We start from the raw sequence: 17,782 nt of genomic DNA on the forward strand, positions 1-17,782 counted from the left end.
ATGCGCAACGATAGTGCAGTGCGGGATGAGAGACGCATAGCCTCAGGCGCGATCGACGGCCGCGAGCGGGGCGCCGAAAGCGCGGAGCCGCGCCCGGAGATGCGAGAGGAATTTCGTGGCTGCGGCGGGTAACTGTCGGCCCCGCCGCGTGACGATGTGGATCTCGGCGGCGTCGAGCATCGGATCGTCGATCGGAACCGCAATGATCGAACCGTCCGTCAATTCCGGGACCGCAACGAAGGCCGGCACGAGGACCACGCCGAGGTCGGACGCCACGAGACCGCGCAAGACGGCAAACGAATTCGTCCGCATCACAGGCTCGATCGAGACGTTGGCGCGCCGCAGAGCCGCGTCGATCATGCGCTGGACGCCGAAGCCCGGCAGCAGCACGCCGATGCGCTCGGCGGCCAGATCGGCGAGCACCGGATGGCGCGGCGCCGACGCCAACGGATGGCCCCGCGGCACGAGCAGGCGGATCGAACTCGCGATCCGGGCTGTTGTATGCAATCGCTCGTCGAAAGGCGGATTGAAGACCAGCCCGATCTGCGCCTCGTCCTCGACGATGGTTCGGACGATGTCCGTGGTCGGCATCACCTCGACCGACATGGCGATACCGGGGTTCTGGCGGACGAAGTCCTGGAGCGGACCCGAGAGCAGGTCGCCGACGAAGCCTTCACCGAGGACGAGGCGCACCGTGCCGCGGCGCGATGCCCTGAGTTCCCGGATCTTCTGTTCGACGTCGGCGAAGGCGGTTTGCTGCTGTGCCCACCAGTCTGCGAGGAGGCGCCCCGCTTCCGTCGGCCGGATGCCGCGGGCGAGGCGTTCGATCATCGGCGTCCCGAAGTCTTTTTCGATCAGGGCGATCTGGCGGCTGATGGTGGAAGCGTTGACGCGCATCCGTTCCGCCGCTGCGCGGATGCTGCCGGTCCGGATGGCTTCGTAGAGATAAGCGACACGCTGGTCGTCCAAGTCGGAGATCCTTCGAGTGCACCAAGCATAGGCGGTCTCCTGAGCTTGGGCTGGCGGCTCGATCTTGGAACGCGATCCGTGATTGGACAAGGAGGCGGAAGGCCGAGGCTACGCAGACCCGGCATCGTTGGACGCATCAACCGGGGCACTGGGCCGCTGCGCCGTTTGCATCCGGGTCGTCAGAGCGTCACGTCGGTGCCGGTGGTTTCGGCCCGGGGAGAGCGGAGGCGCCGCCCCGATCGGAGCGGTCGTCGTTCGCCGGATGATCGAACGCACATGCTGCCGATCGGATCAGATGCCCGATCAGGCCGGCGGCGCCTCTTCGGTCGACTCGGCGGTCAGTTGGCCGATGCGGTCGGCCGGATCGTGATTTCGGTGGTGTCGACGCTCGCCGGAGCCTCGATGATCTGGCGGACGGCTCGGGCAATGTCGGCGGGCTGCAGTGCGACGGCGCGATAGGCGTCGATCGCCGCCCTGGTTTCGGCGTGGGTGATGGTCGAGGCCAAGTCGCTTTCGACGACGCCGGGATTGACGCAGGTCACGCGAATATGCGCGCTTTCCTGCCGCAACCCGTCCGAGATCGCCCTGACCGCGAACTTGGTGGCGCAATAGACCGCGGCCGTGGGCACGACCGAGAGCCCGCCGATCGAGCCGATATTGATGATCTGGCCGCTGCCCTGCGCGTCCATGACCGGCAGCACGGCGCCGATGCCCCAGAGCACGCCCTTGATGTTGACGTCGACCATGCGCTCCCACTCGTCCTGCTTGCCCGCGGCGAGTGGCGAGAGCGGCATGATGCCGGCGTTGTTGACGAGAACGTCGATGCGCCCCCAGGCGTCGATCGCGGCCTGGACGAAATCCGCCATGGATCGGCGGCTCGTCACGTCCAGTTCGCGCGCTTCGGCCGTACCTCCCGTCGCGCGGATGTCGGCCGCGACGGCCTCGACCCGGTCCAGTCGCCGTGCGCCCAACAACACCTTCGCACCGGCGCCGGCCAATTCTCTGGCGATGCTTTCGCCGATGCCGCCGGAGGCTCCGGTGATCAGAACGACCTTGTCCATGTCTTGCTCCTTCTGTGGTGAAGGAGACTGTGGACGCCCATGATTGGTTCTGGTATCCGCCAAGTTCTGGACTTGATGGTTAGCCGCGCTGGACAATGAAGGTCGACCTGAACCTGTTGCCTTTGTTCCTCGCAGTCGCCGAGGAGCACAATTTTCGGGCCGCCGCCGATCGGCTCGGCGTGACGCGCTCGGCCGTCAGCCAAGGGATCCGGCGGCTCGAGGACGCCTTCGGAACCGCGCTCGTGATGCGCACGACCCGGTCCGTGCACCTGACCGAAGCCGGGACGCGCCTGCGCGAGGCTCTGTCGCGCCCCTTGTCGGACATCGGAACCGCGCTCGAAGGCGTTGCAGCGGAAAGCACGCCACGCGGACTGCTGCGGATCGCCACCACCTCGATCGCCGAGCCGTTCCTGTCGGGACCGCTCATCGCCTCGTTCGCGGTAGCCCATCCCGGCGTGACGATCGACGTGACCGTGACGGACGAGGAGTTCGACATCGTCGCCGCCGGCTTCGACGCGGGGGTGCGGTTGGGCGAGGTGATCGAGCAGGACATGATCGCCGTGCCCCTCGGCGGCGATCAGCGGGAGATGGTGGCCGCCGCGCCGGCGTATCTCGCCGCGCACGGCACACCCGCGCATCCGCGCGACCTGATCGAGCACCGATGCATCGGCTGGCGGCCGGCACCGAACGTCGCGCCCTACCGTTGGGAGTTCGCGGAAAACGGCGTCCCGTTCGACGTGGCGGTCGAGCCGCAGATCACCACCAACGATCTACGCCTGATGTTGCGGGTCGCCCTGGCCGGGGGCGGCATCACCTTCGCGCCCGAAGAGACGTTCCGGCCCCATGTCGAGGCCGGGCGGCTCGTGCCCCTGCTGGACGATTTTCTGCCGCCGTTTCCCGGCTTCTTCCTGTATTTTCCACAGCGTCGCAACATCGCGCCGAAGCTTCGCGCCCTGATCGATCATATCGGGCGCAGGACGGACACGAGTCGCTCCGTGGCGCCCGAGTGATCGCCCGGACGCCACCGGAAAGAGAACACGCAAGCGAATGCGACGGATCATGCCCGACCTCCCGACGCCCTCGGCGAACACCCCGGCCACGCGCCTGGCGACGCGACTGGCCTTCCTCGTGGCCGGCTTCGGCATCGCGTGTTGGGCACCGCTCGTGCCCTTCGCCAAGCTCCGGCTCGGCGTCGACGACGCCACGCTCGGACTGTTGCTGCTCTGTCTCGGCATCGGATCGGTCGTGGCGATGCTCGCGACCGGGCCGCTCAGCGCACGCTACGGCACCAAGCCGGTGATCGTCGGTGGCGGCCTCGGGCTCGCGATCGTGCTCCCGTTGCTGACGGTCGCCGCGTCGCCGGCGACGCTCGGGGCGGCCCTGTTCCTGTTCGGCGCCGCGCTCGGCTCGATCGACGTGGCGATGAACGTGCATGCCGTCGAGGTCGAGCGCGATTCGGACCGTCCGCTCATGTCGGGGTTCCACGCGCTGTTCAGCATCGGCGGCTTTGCCGGGTCCGTGCTGACGACGTTTCTTCTGTCCTACGGGGTCACACCTCTGGTGGCGACGCTGGTCGCGGCGGCGATCATGGCGGCCGCGACGATCGCCGCGGCACCGCGCCTGCTCGCGACGTCCGGGAACGGGGAGGGGCCGATCTTCGCCTTTCCCAGGGGCGTCGTGCTGTTGCTCGCCGGGCTGACCGCCGTGACCTTCCTGACCGAGGGCGCCATGCTCGACTGGAGCGCGCTGCTGATCACCGATCTCGGGCTCGCCGCGCGCGATCAAGCCGGCCTCGGCTACATCCTGTTCGCGATCGCCATGACGGCGGGCCGTTTCGGCGGCGACGCGCTGACCGCGCGCTTCGGCGACGTCAGGGTTCTCGTCTGGGGCGGCGCCCTCGCGGTCGCCGGTTTCGTGCTGCTGCTCGCGACCGCCGTGCCGACCGTCGCGCTCGCCGGGTTCCTGCTGATCGGGTTCGGCGCCTCGAACGTCGTGCCGGTCTATTTCCGGCTGGCGGGCGTCCAGACCGCGATGCCCGCCGCGCTCGCCGTTGGGGCCATCACGACGACGGGCTATGCGGGCATTCTGGTCGGCCCGGCCGGCATCGGCTTCGTCGCCCAAGCGCTCGGACTGCCGGCGGCGTTCTGGCTCTTGGCGGGCCTGATGGTCCTCGTTCCCATGACCGCACGCTTCGTCGCGGGCGATCGCCCCTGACGACGCTCAGCGTCGATCACTCTGTGCGTCGGTGCGGGCGCGGCGCTCCGGCCCTTTCCCCCACGATGCCGCCGTCTCCCTTCGACCCGCCGTCGATCGGGCCATCGGCATGGCGCGAGACCGCGATGCGTTCGCCAAAAATGCCGCGCGGCCGGAAGACCAGCGTCGCCGAGAGCAGGACGCCGATCGCGACGATCTGCAGGGCGGCCGCCCGCGCCTGGGCGTCGGGCGGGAACAGGACGCCCGTCGCGAACCCGGTCAGCGACCAGAGCGCCCAGATCAGCACCGCCCCCGTCAGGGCGCCGACGTTGCGGCCGGAACCGCCGACGATCAGCATCGTCCAGATCTGGAACGTGACCGCGGAGCCGTAATTGTCAGGCGCGATGAAGCCGATGAAGCTCGCGTGCACCGCGCCCGACAGCCCCATGATTGCGCCGCCGAGCGCGAAGGCCTGCAGCCGGTAGCGCGACGGGCTCTTGCCGAGCGAGGCGGCCGCGCGTTCCTCCTCGCGGATCGCCCTGAGCACGCGACCCCACGGGCTCCGCGCGAGCCGCTCGAGCCCGACGAAGAGCACCGCGACGAGGCCGCCGACGAGCACCAGATTGGCCAGTCCGAACAAGGCCGGGCGCTCGGCCAGCGCCTCGAACGGGCGCGGAATGAAGGCGAGGCCGAAACTGCCGCCGGTCAGCTTCTGCGCGTTGAGCACAACGAGGTGCACCGCGACCGCGACCCCGAAGGTGGTGATCGCGAGATAGTCCGACCTGAGCCGCAGCGTCGCCGCGCCGACGAGAAGCGAGGCGAGCCCGGAAAGCATCGCCGCGCCGATCCAGCCGACCGCGATCGGCAGGCCGAAGCCGCCCCAGTGCTCGGACGTCGGCGGCGTGGTGAGAAGGCCGCAGGCATAGGCGCCGATCGCGATGAAGCCGGCGACGCCGACGTTGAAGAGGCCCGTCTGGCCCCATTGGACGTTCAGTCCGAGGCACGCGATCGCGTTGATCAGCGCGATGACCAGAAAGAAGCTGCCATAGGCGGTCAGGCCGAGGATGTCGGGCATCAGGCGCGGCTCCCGAAGAGGCCGTTCGGCCTGAGGATCAGGACGGCGATCAGCAGCACGAAGGCGACCGCGGCGCGCCATTCCGCACCGATCAGCTGCACGGCCGCGGCTTCCGCGAGACCGACGATCAGCGCACCGACGATCGCGCCCGGAACGCTGCCGATGCCGCCGAGGATGGCGCTGGCGAACAGCGGCAGCAGCATGTCGAACCCCATATAGGGCCGGATCTGCACGACGAGCCCGAGCATGACGCCGGACGCGCAGGCGAGCATGCCGCCGAGGATCCAGGTCACCCGGACGATCCGGTCGATGTCGATGCCGGCGACGCGGGCGAGCGCGGGGTTCTCGCTGACCGCCCGCATCGCGCGGCCCGTCTGCGTGTAGGCGAGCACGTAGTGCGTGAGACCCGCGAGCACGACCGTGAGCCCGAGGAGCGCGGTCTGGTCGGGGGTGACGCGGATGCCGGGCAGCACTTCGCGGGCAATTTGAAGCTCACGCGAAAAATAGCGCGGGCTCGACGTGAACACGAACTCGAGCAGCGCCCTGAGCGCCATCGACGCGCCGAAACTCGCCATGACCACCGTGATCGCGGCACCTCGGGCGCGCAGCCGGGCGAACAGCAGCCGATCGAGCAGCAGCGCCAGACCGCCGGTCAGGACCATGGCCAGCAGCGTCGCGACCAGGACGCCCCAGCCGACCGAGAAGTCGCCGAGCGACGCGGCCGATCCGGGCGCGAGATAGCCGAGGACGCCGGCGATGACCAGCGTGCCGTAGGCGCCCCACGAGACGAACTCGCCATGGGCGAAGTTGGAGAACCTCAGGATCGAATAGGTCAGCGTGACGCCGATCGCGCCGAGCCCGATCATTGCGCCCGCGATCAGTCCGTCGGCGAGGAATTGAGGGTTCATGGCGTCGCCCCCGGACGGGCGGCACGGTTGCCGCCGAGATAGAGCGCGGCGACGACGGGGTCGTCGGCGAGGGTGGCGGCCGGCCCCTCGTGGGCGTTGTGGCCCTCGACCAGGATCAGGGCGCGATCGGCGATCGAGAGCGCCGCGCGGGCGTTCTGCTCGACGAGCAGGATCGCCACGCCGGTCCTGCGGATCGCGGCCAGTTGCTCGAACACCATCTCGACCAGCTTCGGCGACAGGCCGGCCGACGGCTCGTCGAGCATCAGCACCGCGGGCGAGACGATCAGCGCGCGGGCGACCGCGAGCATCTGCCGTTGTCCGCCGGAAAGGCGCCCCGCAAGCAGGCGGCGTTGCCGCGCGAGGTCGGGGAAGAAGGCATAGAGTTCGTCGATCCGGCCGCGGACGTCGATGCCGGGGAGCGCGCCGCCCGCGAGTTTAAGATTGTCGTCGATCGTCATGAGCGCGAAGACGTTTTCGGTCTGCGGCACGAAGGCGAGGCCTTGCGCGACCATCCGATGCGCCGGCGTGTCGCCGATCGGTCGGCCGGCGAGCGTCACGCTGCCCGAAAACTTCGGCACCAGCCCTGCGATCGCCTTGATGAAGGTCGACTTGCCTGCGCCGTTGGGGCCGAGCACGACGACGATCTCGCCGCCGGCGACCGACACGCTCGCCTCTTTGACGATGGCGAGCCCCGGCTCGTAGCCCGCGACGATCCGATCGGCGACGAGGAGCGGTTCGGTCATGGAACCGCCCCGCCGAGATAGGCCTCGACGACGCGCGGGTCCCGGACGACCGCGTCGGGCGTGCCCTCGGTCAGCAGTCGGCCCGAGGCCATGACGAGCACGTGACCGCAGAGCCGCGCCACCATGTCCATGTTGTGCTCGATGACCAGAAAGGTCATGCCGCGCGCGTTGAGGTCGAGGATCCGCTCGATGATGACTTCGAGCAGGCTCGGGTTCACACCCGCGGCCGGCTCGTCGAGCAGCAGGATCTCGGGATCCGCCATCAATACGCGCGCCAGTTCGAGCAGCTTCCGCTGCCCGCCGGAGAGGACGCGCGCCGGCTCGCGGGCGAGCCGGGCGAGGCCGACGAAGGCCAGCGTCTCCATCGCCTTGTCGTAGGTCTCGCGCTCCTGCCGGGCGACGCGGGCGGGCATCAGCCAGTTCGCCCAGATCCGTTCGCCGATCTGGCCCTGCGCCCCGAGCATGACGTTCTCGACCAGCGACAGCGCGGCGAACGGGCGCGGGATCTGGAACGTGCGGCCGAGACCCGATCGGATCCGCAGGTGTGCCGGCTCCGCCTCGACCGCGCGTCCCTTGAGCCGCACGGAGCCCCGTGACGGCGCCTGATCGCCGGCGAGAATGTCGAACATCGTCGTCTTGCCGGCGCCATTCGGTCCGATCAGCCCGACGATACGCCCCTTCGGCACGCCGAACGACACGCCGCCGACCGCAGCAATGCCGCCGAAGCGCTTCTCGATGCCGTCGGCCGCCAGAATGACCGGCGCATCGCTGGTCTCGGCGTTCGATCGTGCGGGAGAGGCGGAGAGCTGCGTCACTTTGATCGCACATCTTTGATCAATTCGACCGAACGCTAGCCACTGCCGCCGTCCGGCGCAAGGCGACAACATGGGCAACGGCGACCAGGTTTTGATCTTCCATCTTTGATCAAACGCGATAGTCTCTCACCGAGTTCGCCCACGGAAGCCCTCGAAGGGAGGCCGACGGATCGCATGAAGCGGGCAGCAAACAGTGCGGACGACGTCGCGGTGCCCGACGGTGCTTCGGCGCTGGGGTTCACCCCGATCGCGCGCGAAAGCATGCAGACGCAGGTCTATCGCGAGCTGCGACGCGCCCTCATGCACGGCCGTTTCGCGCCCGGTCAGGTGCTGACGATCGTCGACCTCGCGAAATCCCTGAACGTCTCGACGATGCCCGTGCGCGACGCGCTGTCCCGGCTCGTGTCCGAGCAGGCACTGGAGGCCTTGCCCAGTCGCTCCGTCCGCGTGCCGCTCATCGACGTTCCTCGCCTGGAAGACCTGAAGCGCGCCCGCATCCTGATCGAGGGCGAGGCGCTGGCGCTCGCGGTGCCGCGCGTCACGGACGCGGCGATCGCCGAGGCACGCCGGACCATCCGCGCCTACGACGAGGCGATCGCCGCGCGCGGGCACTTCGCGATCGAGAAGGAGCTCGACGCAAACCAGGCCTTCCATCTGAGCCTCTACGAACAGTCGGGATCGACGATCCTGATCCCGATCATCGAAAGCCTCTGGCTGCAGTCCGGTCCCGTCATCCGCTCGGCGATGCAGGCCTTCGATCCGACCAGCAAGATCTCCGGGCCGCACTACCATGCCGAGATCGTGGAGGCGCTGGTCGCGCGCGACGTCGAGGCCGCGCGCCGCGCGCTGGCGCTCGACATCTCCCGCGCCTTCGATCTCCTGATCGACACGCTGACCTCCGCGGAGGTCGCGCCATGACCGACGCGGCCGACGACGACGGTTTTGAACTCTACGATCTGCGTGTCGAGGCGGTGATCCCCGAGGGCGCGAAGGTCTATTGCGGCGCCAAGCCGGGCGACTACTTCGACCTCAAGGGCGAGATGCTGACGCTGCCGGAGGGGCAGGGGATCTCGATCTATGCGCTCTCCGCCGTCCTGCCGCTGCTGGCGGCCAAGCAGCGCCCGACACATCCGAACGACTGGATGACGACGGACGCCGAGATCGCCTGTTCGGACCCGAACTGCGGCAGCCGGCTCAGGATCGTCCGCACCGGCCTGCGCCGCTTCAGTCACGCGGCGACCACGGCCGTGCCGCTCGGCCGGCCCGCCCACGACGTTTCATCCGAGGAAGAGATCTGATGTCGCATGATGCCGTCCCGCCGACCGTGGAGCGCCGCGAGATCCTGCCGGGCTACACGATCTCGCGCGTCATTCGCGGCGGCTGGCAATTGGCGGGCGGGCACGGCGACATCGAGCGCGAGACGGCGATCGAGGATCTGATCGCCGCCTACGACGCGGGCATCACGACGTTCGATTGCGCCGACATCTATACCGGCGTCGAGGAGATCTACGGGCTCTTTCGCGAAAGGCTGATCGCGACCCGCGGCCGTGACGCCGTCGCGGCGCTGCGGGTCCATACCAAGCTGGTGCCGGACCTGAGCCTCCTGTCGAGCGTGACCAAGTCGGACATCGAGGCGATCGTCGATCGTTCGTTGCAGCGCCTGAAGCTCGACCGTCTCGACGTCGTGCAGTTCCACTGGTGGGATTACGCCGAGCCGAAGTGGCTCGACGCCCTGCACTGGCTGCGCGAGATCGCCGAGAGCGGCAAGATCGCGGTCGTCGGCGGGACCAATTTCGACTGCGCGCACATGCGCGAACTGCTCGGCGCCGGCATTCCGATGAAGACGTTGCAGCTGCAATATTCGCTCGTCGATCATCGGCCCGAGAACGGCATGGTGGCCCTGGCCGAACGCGAGGGCATCGCGCTGTTCTGCTACGGCTCCGTCGCCGGTGGCTTCCTGTCGGATGCCTGGCTCGGCAAGCCGGAGCCGAGGCACCCGCTCGAGAACCGGTCGCTGACCAAATACAAGCTGATCATCGACGACTTCGGCGGCTGGGATCTGTTCCAGGCGCTTCTGAGGACGCTCCGCTGCATCGCCGATCGCCACGACACCGATATCGCGTCGGTCGCGGGCAGGGCGGTGCTCGATCGGCCCGGTGTCGCGGCGATCATCGTCGGCGCGCGCAACCGTCGTCACGTCTCCGCCAATGCCGGCGCCTCCGCGATCCGGCTGACGGCGGAGGACCGGCGTGAGCTCGAGGCCGTGCTGGCCGCCCGCAAGGGGCCCGAGGGCGACGTCTACACCCTGGAACGGGACAGGACCGGGCGGCACGGTTCGATCATGAAATACAATCTCAACACGAGCAGTCACTGACCGAAAGCCGGCTCTGCCGGAGGGGAGAGGGGAAAGTCATGAAACGCAATGCACTCCTGGCGACTTCGGCGCTCGCACTGACGCTTCTCGCTCCGGCGGCCCGCGCCGCCGATTGCACGATCACCATCGGTCTCGTGATGGAGTTGACCGGCCCGGCCGGCGAATATGGTCAGGCCGGCGCCAAGTCCGTCGACATGGCGCTGCGCGACATCAACGACGCCGGCGGCGCGCAGGGCTGCAAGCTCGTCTCGGAGACGAAGGACTCGCAGTCGTCCGGCACGGTCGCGGTCGACGCCGCCAACCAGCTCGTTCAGCTGAAGAAGGTGCCGGTCGTCATCGGCGGCATCATCTCGTCGGTCTCGATCCCGATCCTGACCTCGGTCACCGGCCCCGCGAAGATCGTGCAGGTCTCGCCCGCCTCGTCCTCGCCGACGCTGACCAAGCTCGGCCGAGAGGGCAAGACCGGCGGCATGTTCTTCCGCACCATCACCTCCGACGCGCTGCAGGGCGTGGCGGCGGCGCAGTACGCCATCGACCAGGGCTTCAAGAAGATCGCCATCGTCCACGTCAACAACGACTTCGGCGTCAATCTCGCGAACGAGTTCACGACCGCCTACAAGGCGCTCGGCGGCACGATCGCGAGCACGACGCCCTACAACGAGAAGCAGTCGAGCTATGCGGCGGAAGTCACCGCGGCGCTCGGCTCGAAGCCGGACGGGCTCTATCTGATCTCGACGCCGGTCGACGGCGCGACGATCGCCCGCACCTGGATCAGCCAGGGCGGCACGCCGAAGATGCTGCTGAACGACGGCATGAACTCGCCAGACTTCATCGCCTCGGTCGGCGCGAAGTATCTGAACGAGGCCTACGGCACGTCGTCGGGCACGGCGCCCTCGGCCTCGACCGAGTATTTCAACGCCAACTACAAGGCCTTCTCCGGCGGCATCGATCCGTCGAACCCGGCCGCCGACCGCGCCTACGACGCGGGCGCGATCGTCGGTCTCGCGATCGCCGCGGCCAAGACCCAGGACCCCGCCGCGATCCGCGACGCGATCTTCAAGGTGACCGACCCGAAGGGCGAGGTCGTCCACGCCGGCAAGGCCGAGTTCACCAAGGCGCTCGCGCTGCTGAAGGACGGCAAGTCGATCCGCTACGAGGGCGTCATCGGGCCGATCTCGTTCGATCAGTACGGCGACATCACCGGTCCGTTCCGCCTCTGGAAGATCACCGACGGCAAGGTGGTCACGACCGGCGAAGTGTCGACGGCGCAAGTCGACGCCCTGAAGGCCAAGATCAAGTGAGCCGCTGACGGCGCCCGCCGGCATCCGCGCGCGGATGCCGGACATCCGACCCGTTCCGCCGTGCCGGGCCCGGCACGGCGACACGTCTCGCACGTCGGTGCCCGGGCCGTCCGGTCGCCGTCTCTTCGTCGCGCCATTCTGCTGCGAAAGCCGATGCCGCCCGCACGGGCGATCGTCCGCACATCCGACAGGAAATCCCATGTCCACACCTTCGACGTCTCGGCGTACCCGGCTGGCCCCCGATCTGGAGATCAGCCGGATCGTGACCGGCCTTTGGCAGGTGGCGGACATGGAGCGCGGCGGCGCGCTGCTCGATCCGGAGACGGCGTCTTCGTCGATGCTCGACTACGCCCGCGCCGGGTTCGATACGTTCGACATGGCCGATCACTACGGCAGCGCCGAAATCATCACCGGTCGCATGCTGGAGCGTGTCCGCTCCGGCGAGACGGCGGGCGCGAACAGGCCGGTCGCCTTCACCAAATGGTGCCCGATCCCGGGGCCGATGCCGCTCGCCGTCGTGCGCGAGGGCGTGAAGCGCAGCCTCGACCGCATGAAGCTCGACCGGATCGACATCATGCAGTTCCACTGGTGGAGTTTCGAGCATCTCGCCTGGCTCGACGCGCTCAAGGGGCTCGCCGAGCTGCGCGAGGAGGGCCTGATCGGCCACATCGGCCTGACGAATTTCGATACGGCCCATCTCGCCGTCGCGGTCGGGCACGGCATCCCGATCCTGACCAATCAGGTCTGCTTCTCGCTGCTCGACCGGCGCGCCGGACAGGAGATGAGCCGGTTCTGCCTCGACAACGGTGTCAGGCTTCTCGCCTACGGCACGCTCGCGGGCGGGCTCATGTCGGAGAAATGGCTCGGGGCATCGGAGCCGGGCGCCGGCGACATCGCCGATTGGTCGAAGATGAAATATCGCCGCTTCGTCGAAGCGGTCGGCGGCTGGCGCGCGCTGCAGGCGATCCTCACGGCGCTGAAGGCGATCGCCGACAAGCACGCGGTGTCGCTGCCCAACGTCGCGACGCGCTGGGTTCTCGAACACGAGGCGGTGGCCGCGACGATCATCGGCGCGCGACTGGGCGAGCGCGAACACCGCGCCGACAATGAAAAACTGTTCGCCTTCGCGCTCGATGCCGGGGACCACGCGCTGATCGCCGAAGCGCTCGAGAAGACGACCATGCTCCCGGGGGATTGCGGCGACGAATACCGCAAGCCGCCGTTCCTGACCGCCTCCGGCGACCTCAGCCATCACCTCGAGACCATGCCGAAGTACTACGCGGCCGAGCCGGTTCCCGGTAAGCCCGGCCGCCTGCGCGTGTCGTCGGGCAGCATCTGGGAGCCGCTCTGCGGCTTCTCGCGCGCGGTCAGGATCGGCGACCGCATCCACGTCAGCGGCACCACGGCGACCAACGGCGCGGGCGAGATGGTCGCGCCACGGGACGCGACCGCGCAGACCGTGTTCATCCTCGACAAGATCGCCGCGAGCCTCGCCGCGCTCGGCGCGGACCTCTCCGACGTGTTCCGCACCCGGATCTATCTCGCCGACGCCGACGACTGGGAGGCGGTCAGCCGCATCCACGGCCGCTACTTCGGCGACTGGCGCCCGGCGAACACGCTGATCGAAATCGGTCGGCTGGTCGGCGACTATAAGGTCGAGATCGAGGCGGAAGCGATCGTCGGCGAGGGGTGAGAACCGCCTGCCGCACACATGGGGTGCGAGGCGGGGGCAGCGATGCGACCCGTCGAACCGCGCTATCGGGTGGTCCCCTCGGCTCCGCCTCAGGCGCTCCGGCCGATCGCGGCGGCGACGGCGGCTTGCGCCGCACGCACGAACACGGCGCTCGGTCCGTCCGCCCCGTTGATCTGCCGGCTGATGCGGGCGCCTTCGACGAGGAGATAGAGCGTATCGGCCAGCAGATCCGGATCACGGGCACCGGCGGCCCGACAGATGTCGGCCAGTTTCTTCAATTGTTCGGCCTTGAACGCGCCGATCACGGCCCAGGCCGGATGCCCCTGTTCGTGCAGTTCGACGGCCGCATTGGCGAGATCGCAACCGCGGACCTCGGTCTCCAGACAGTTGGCGATCAGCGCGATCCAGCCGTGCAACTGTCCGAGCGGATCGTCGGGATGCTCGCGTTCGAGCCTGACCCATTTCTCCGCGGCTTGTTCCGCCTGTAGCCTCAGGCACTCGGCGACCAGTTCGTCCTTCGATCCGAAATGCCGGTACAGCGTCATCTTGTTGGAGCCCGCGGCCTCCGCGATCGTGTCGACGCCGACGCCGCGAATGCCGTGTTCGCGAAAAAGCGTCGCCGCCGTCTCGATAATCCGGTCGCGGGGGCGCGGCTTGGGGCAGGGCTCCGACATCGGACGAATGTTGCTCCTGGTTCGAAAACGGGGTTGACGACGATGTTACCGGTCTGTAACTTCCGTCCTGTTACTGACAGGTAACACCCCATCGTCCCCGTCGTCAAGATCGGTCGGGATGAGGGTAATTCCCGAGATTGCCGCTACGTGATCGCCTGTACAAGAGGATGCTCGGTTGCAGGCGAGGTCGGCAGTACGGGACCCATGGATGCTGACAGATTCTGGCGGCACCCGGCCGTACGTTTGGTTCGACCGACACGTGGCGCGCCGGTCGGGCGTCGTTTCCACCGATGTACATCCGGCTGCTGTTGACCCGGCCTGGGGCGCAGTCGCCGCCTTCGGCGATCTTTCTGCCGTGCGAACGGTCGAAGGCGTCCGATGAAGGAGCTTTGCCGTGACAAACCCAACCGAACTGACGCTCGAAAGCGCTCTGTCGGACCCGCTGATCCTGACGCTGATGCGGGCGGATCGGCTCGACCCCGAGGACGTGCGCGCGGCCTGGGCCAAATCTGCGGCGGTTCTCCGCGCGGACGCTGAGGCCCGTGGGCGGGCGCCGGAGAGGGTTCCTCGGGAACCCGCCGCGACCGTGGCGACGCCGCGAGGCCTGAGCGGCCTCGTCACCGACTGCATCTGCGCCGGGGCGGCGCGGGCGGCAGACCAATCTCGACAGAGCAAGACGGGATCACGGGCGTGGTAGGATTCTTCACCGAACGGCCGATCTTCGCGTCGGCCATCGCCATCATCATGGTTCTGGCCGGGACGATCTGCTACTTCCTGTTGCCGGTCGCCCAGTTTCCCGACATCACGCCGCCGCAGGTCGTCGTCAGCGCCCGCTATCCGGGTGCGAGCGCCCAGGTGGTCGCCGACACCGTGACGACGCCGCTCGAACAGGCGATCAACGGTGTCGAGGGCATGATGTATCTGTCGTCGTCCTCGTCGAACGACGGCTCGGCCACGATCACGGTCACCTTCAACGTCGGCTATCCCCTGTCGACCGCCGCGGTCGACGTGCAGAACCGTGTCTCGCAGGCATCCTCCTCGCTGCCGGCGATCGTAAATCAGGCCGGCGTGACGCTGCGCAAGCAGAACCCCAACTTCGTCCTCATCGTCGACCTGACCTCGCCCGACGGGTCGATCGACCCGGTCACGATGTCGAACTACGCCTATCTGCAGATCGTGGACCCGCTCAAGCGGCTGCCGGGCGTCGGCGACGTGCAGATCTTCGGCGAGCGGCGCTATTCCATGCGCATCTGGCTCGACCCCGACAAGCTCGCGAGCCTGAGCCTTACCGCGCTCGACGTGCAGCAGGCGATCGCCGAGCAGAACGTCCAGGTCGCCGCGGGCAAGATCGGGCAATCGCCGGCGCCTGATGGCACGGCGTTCGAAGCGCAGGTCAACGCCGCCGGTCGCCTGTCGACGCCCGAGCAGTTCGGCGAAATCGTCGTGCGCGTCGATGCGGCGAACGGATCGGCGATCCGGCTGAGGGACGTCGCCCGTATCGAATTGGGCGCGCTGCAATATTCGTCCTCGGCCCATTTCGGCGGGCGCCCGTCCGTCGTGCTGGGCGTGTTCCAGATGCCGGGCTCCAACGCCCTCGATCTTCAGGCCCGCGTCCAGAGCAAGATGGAGGAACTGTCCCAGCGCTTCCCCAAGGGCCTGGCCTACGGGATCCACTACGACACCACGCGGTTCGTCTCGGCGGCCATGGAGGACGTGGTGGTGACACTGTTCGAGGCTCTGATCCTCGTCGTCATCGTCGTCTTCGTCTTCCTGCAAAGCTGGCGCACCACGATCATTCCGATGATCGCGATCCCGGTGTCGCTGATCGCCACCCTCGTGGTCATGCTTGCGCTCGGATTCTCGCTCAACATGCTGAGTCTCCTCGGCATGGTGCTGGCGATCGGTCTCGTCGTCGACGACGCGATCGTCGTCGTCGAGAACGTCGAGCGGCAGCTCGAAGCGGGCCTGCCGCCCATGGAGGCGGCCAAGGTCGCCATGCGCGAGGTGACGGGCCCGATCATCGCCACGACGGCGGTGCTGATGGCGGTGTTCGTGCCGGTCGCCTTCATTCCGGGCGTCGCCGGGCGGCTCTACAATCAGTTCGCCCTGACCATCGCCATTTCCGTCGGCATCTCGGCCTTCAACTCGCTGACCTTGAGCCCAGCCTTGAGCGCGGCGTTCCTGACCCATCGCGGCCCCACGACGTTCCCGCCGTTCCGCTGGTTCAACGCCGGGTTCGATTGGGCCTCGCACGCCTACGCGCGTTCGGTGCGCGGCTTCGTCCGTTTCCGCTGGCTGCTGCTCGCCTGTTTCGTCGCGCTGATCGGCGGCACCTACTTCGCCTGGCAGCGGCTGCCGTCCACCTTCCTGCCGGTCGAGGACCAGGGCTACTTCTTCGTGGTCGTGCAGCTGCCCGACGGCGCTTCGCTGGAACGGACCGACGCGGTCGTCCGTCAGGTCCACGACGTGCTCATGGCGGAGCCCGGCGTCGAGACGGTCGGCTCGATCGGCGGCTTCAACTTCCTGACGAGCGCGGCGCAGTCCAACGCGGCGGTCGAGTTCGCGATCCTGAAACCGTGGGCGGAGCGCGGCGCCAACCTGAAGGCGTCGGCGATCGTCAACTCCGTCAGGCCGAAGCTCCTCGGCATCCCCGACGCCTTCGTGCTGTCCTTCGATCCGCCGTCGATCCCAGGCCTCAGCGCCACCGGCGGCTTCGAGTTCCAGGTCGAGGATCTCGGCGGACGCGGTCCGGAAGCCCTGAACGAGGTGACGCAGGCCGTGATCGCCGAGGCGCGCAAACAGCCGGAGATCAACGGCCGACAGGTCTTCTCCTCGTTCTCGACCTCGACGCCGCAGTACGTCTACGACCTCGATCGCAACAAGGCGAAGCTCTTGGGCCTCAATCTGCAGGACGTCTTCAACACCCTGCAGATCTATCTCGGCTCGCTCTATGTCAACGACTTCAACGCCTTCGGCCATACCTTCCGGGTGACGCTGCAGGCGGAGCAGGAGGCCCGCGCCACGGCCGCCGATCTGTCGCGACTGGCGGTCCGCAGCCCCACGGGGAAGATGGTGCCGCTCGACACGCTCGGCACGCTGAAGGCGACCGTCGGGCCGGAGACCGTGCCGCACTACAACAACAACGCCTCCGCCCTGATCAATGGTGCGGCCGCGCCGGGGTTCTCGTCCGGCCAGGCCGTGGCGGCGATGCAGCGGGTCGCGGACGCCGTGCTGCCGAAGGACTTCGGCTATGAGTGGACGGGCATCACCTTCCAGGAACTGAAGGCCGGATCGATCGCCTCCATCGTCTTCGGGCTGGCGATCGTGTTCGTCTTCCTGATCCTGGCGGCGCAGTACGAGAGCTGGTCGATGCCGTTCATGGTCCTGCTGGCCGTGCCGCTGGCGCTGTTCGGCGCCTTCGTCACGCTCGGCTGGCGCGACATGCAGATCGACGTCTATTCGCAGATCGGCTTCGTCATGCTGATCGGCCTCGCCGCCAAGAACGCCATCCTGATCGTCGAGTTCGCCCGCAAACGGCGCGAGGAGGGGCTCGAGATCGTCGAGGCCGCGATGGAGGCGGCACGGCTCAGGCTGCGCCCGATCCTGATGACGGCCTTCGCCTTCATTCTCGGCGTCGTGCCGTTGATGCTGGCGACCGGGGCGGGGGCGGCGAGCCGCCAGTCGATCGGCACGACGGTGTTCGGCGGCATGCTCGCAGCCACCTTCCTGACGCTCGTCTTCGTTCCGGTCTTCTACGCCGTGATCGAGACCTGGCGCGAACGGCGGGGGGAACAGGCCGTCGTGCCCGCGCACGTTAGCCCGGTCCCGCACCATCATGCCGCCCCCGATCCCGTACCGCAGCCGCACGGCCGGCCGCACGACCATCATCTTCCTCACGCTCGCCCGCAGCCGCGTCCGGCAGCGGCGAACGACACGGCGCCGGTCGAAGAGCCGGCCGCAGCGGAATGACCGGAGA

Annotated in this window: 15 protein-coding genes; 8 read left to right on the top strand and 7 right to left on the bottom strand. The window is 68.2% G+C overall.

The window, feature by feature from the left end; genetic code table 11:
• Positions 1-42: 42 nt before the first annotated feature.
• Positions 43-969, bottom strand: coding sequence for a LysR family transcriptional regulator (locus ABS361_05840; protein XBY45783.1), 927 nt, complete (start codon positions 967-969; stop codon positions 43-45).
• A gap of 338 nt (positions 970-1,307) precedes the next feature.
• The gene (locus ABS361_05845; protein ID XBY46824.1) at positions 1,308-2,030 is read right to left on the bottom strand and encodes an SDR family oxidoreductase; all 723 of its coding nucleotides are present in this window, start codon (positions 2,028-2,030) and stop codon (positions 1,308-1,310) included.
• A 95-nt stretch (positions 2,031-2,125) separates the two neighbouring features.
• Between ABS361_05845 and ABS361_05850 the strand changes: the two genes are divergently transcribed.
• Together ABS361_05850 and ABS361_05855 are read left to right on the top strand one after the other, a co-directional pair.
• Entirely contained in the window at positions 2,126-3,040 is a 915-nt protein-coding gene (locus tag ABS361_05850) for a LysR family transcriptional regulator (protein ID XBY45784.1), read from the top strand.
• Positions 3,041-3,089: 49 nt separating this feature from the next.
• Entirely contained in the window at positions 3,090-4,244 is a 1,155-nt protein-coding gene (locus ABS361_05855) for an MFS transporter (protein XBY45785.1), read from the top strand.
• A 16-nt stretch (positions 4,245-4,260) separates the two neighbouring features.
• Here the strand turns inward: ABS361_05855 and ABS361_05860 are convergent, their stop codons facing one another.
• Genes ABS361_05860 through ABS361_05875 form a run of 4 tightly spaced genes read right to left on the bottom strand, consistent with a single transcriptional unit; the run spans position 4,261 to position 7,764 of the window.
• A complete protein-coding gene (locus ABS361_05860) occupies positions 4,261-5,298 on the bottom strand; it encodes a branched-chain amino acid ABC transporter permease (protein ID XBY45786.1) in 1,038 nt (345 codons plus the stop codon).
• The gene (locus ABS361_05865) at positions 5,298-6,206 is read right to left on the bottom strand and encodes a branched-chain amino acid ABC transporter permease (protein ID XBY45787.1); all 909 of its coding nucleotides are present in this window, start codon (positions 6,204-6,206) and stop codon (positions 5,298-5,300) included. The genes ABS361_05860 and ABS361_05865 overlap by 1 nt, the downstream gene beginning before the upstream one ends.
• Positions 6,203-6,949 (bottom strand): ABC transporter ATP-binding protein, encoded by a 747-nt coding sequence (locus ABS361_05870; protein XBY45788.1) that lies wholly within the window; start codon positions 6,947-6,949, stop codon positions 6,203-6,205. The genes ABS361_05865 and ABS361_05870 overlap by 4 nt, the downstream gene beginning before the upstream one ends.
• Positions 6,946-7,764: an ABC transporter ATP-binding protein gene (locus ABS361_05875; GenBank protein XBY45789.1), complete on the bottom strand. Its 819-nt coding sequence runs from the start codon at positions 7,762-7,764 to the stop codon at positions 6,946-6,948. Before ABS361_05875 ends, ABS361_05870 begins: the two co-directional genes overlap by 4 nt.
• Before the next feature lie 174 nt (positions 7,765-7,938).
• Here ABS361_05875 and ABS361_05880 point away from each other — a divergent pair, with 174 nt between their 5' ends.
• From ABS361_05880 to ABS361_05900, 5 genes are all read left to right on the top strand, one after another.
• The gene (locus ABS361_05880; GenBank protein ID XBY45790.1) at positions 7,939-8,682 is read left to right on the top strand and encodes a GntR family transcriptional regulator; all 744 of its coding nucleotides are present in this window, start codon (positions 7,939-7,941) and stop codon (positions 8,680-8,682) included.
• Positions 8,679-9,062, top strand: a complete 384-nt coding sequence (locus ABS361_05885) for a TIGR04076 family protein (protein ID XBY45791.1) — start codon at positions 8,679-8,681, stop codon at positions 9,060-9,062. The genes ABS361_05880 and ABS361_05885 overlap by 4 nt, the downstream gene beginning before the upstream one ends.
• Positions 9,062-10,138 carry an aldo/keto reductase gene (locus ABS361_05890; protein XBY45792.1) on the top strand — a complete coding sequence of 359 codons (1,077 nt, stop codon included), beginning with the start codon at positions 9,062-9,064 and terminating at the stop codon, positions 10,136-10,138. Before ABS361_05885 ends, ABS361_05890 begins: the two co-directional genes overlap by 1 nt.
• 38 nt (positions 10,139-10,176) lie before the next feature.
• Positions 10,177-11,439, top strand: coding sequence for an ABC transporter substrate-binding protein (locus ABS361_05895; GenBank protein XBY45793.1), 1,263 nt, complete (start codon positions 10,177-10,179; stop codon positions 11,437-11,439).
• Between the two features lie 199 nt (positions 11,440-11,638).
• Entirely contained in the window at positions 11,639-13,132 is a 1,494-nt protein-coding gene (locus ABS361_05900) for an aldo/keto reductase (protein XBY45794.1), read from the top strand.
• Between the two features lie 89 nt (positions 13,133-13,221).
• Here the strand turns inward: ABS361_05900 and ABS361_05905 are convergent, their stop codons facing one another.
• On the bottom strand, positions 13,222-13,806 hold the full coding sequence (locus ABS361_05905) for a TetR/AcrR family transcriptional regulator (GenBank protein ID XBY45795.1): 585 nt from the start codon (positions 13,804-13,806) through the stop codon (positions 13,222-13,224).
• A 690-nt stretch (positions 13,807-14,496) separates the two neighbouring features.
• On the opposite strand from ABS361_05905, the gene ABS361_05910 reads away from it, so the two are divergent.
• Positions 14,497-17,775, top strand: a complete 3,279-nt coding sequence (locus ABS361_05910) for a multidrug efflux RND transporter permease subunit (protein XBY45796.1) — start codon at positions 14,497-14,499, stop codon at positions 17,773-17,775.
• The last annotated feature ends 7 nt before the right edge of the window (positions 17,776-17,782 follow it).

The organism is Ancalomicrobiaceae bacterium S20 (assembly GCA_040269895.1).
In the GTDB taxonomy this organism is placed as follows: domain Bacteria; phylum Pseudomonadota; class Alphaproteobacteria; order Rhizobiales; family Ancalomicrobiaceae; genus Methyloraptor; species Methyloraptor flagellatus.

Bases quoted from the DNA above. Each gene is read 5' to 3' on its own strand.
- ABS361_05850 (XBY45784.1), top strand. From the start codon at position 2,126: ATGAAGGTCGACCTGAACCTGTTGCCTTTGTTCCTCGCAGTCGCCGAG.
- ABS361_05845 (XBY46824.1), bottom strand. From the start codon at position 2,030: ATGGACAAGGTCGTTCTGATCACCGGAGCCTCCGGCGGCATCGGCGAA.
- ABS361_05865 (XBY45787.1), bottom strand. From the start codon at position 6,206: ATGAACCCTCAATTCCTCGCCGACGGACTGATCGCGGGCGCAATGATC.
- ABS361_05870 (XBY45788.1), bottom strand. From the start codon at position 6,949: ATGACCGAACCGCTCCTCGTCGCCGATCGGATCGTCGCGGGCTACGAG.
- ABS361_05880 (XBY45790.1), top strand. From the start codon at position 7,939: ATGAAGCGGGCAGCAAACAGTGCGGACGACGTCGCGGTGCCCGACGGT.
- ABS361_05860 (XBY45786.1), bottom strand. From the start codon at position 5,298: ATGCCCGACATCCTCGGCCTGACCGCCTATGGCAGCTTCTTTCTGGTC.
- ABS361_05895 (XBY45793.1), top strand. From the start codon at position 10,177: ATGAAACGCAATGCACTCCTGGCGACTTCGGCGCTCGCACTGACGCTT.
- ABS361_05905 (XBY45795.1), bottom strand. From the start codon at position 13,806: ATGTCGGAGCCCTGCCCCAAGCCGCGCCCCCGCGACCGGATTATCGAG.
- ABS361_05890 (XBY45792.1), top strand. From the start codon at position 9,062: ATGTCGCATGATGCCGTCCCGCCGACCGTGGAGCGCCGCGAGATCCTG.
- ABS361_05855 (XBY45785.1), top strand. From the start codon at position 3,090: ATGCCCGACCTCCCGACGCCCTCGGCGAACACCCCGGCCACGCGCCTG.
- ABS361_05885 (XBY45791.1), top strand. From the start codon at position 8,679: ATGACCGACGCGGCCGACGACGACGGTTTTGAACTCTACGATCTGCGT.
- ABS361_05900 (XBY45794.1), top strand. From the start codon at position 11,639: ATGTCCACACCTTCGACGTCTCGGCGTACCCGGCTGGCCCCCGATCTG.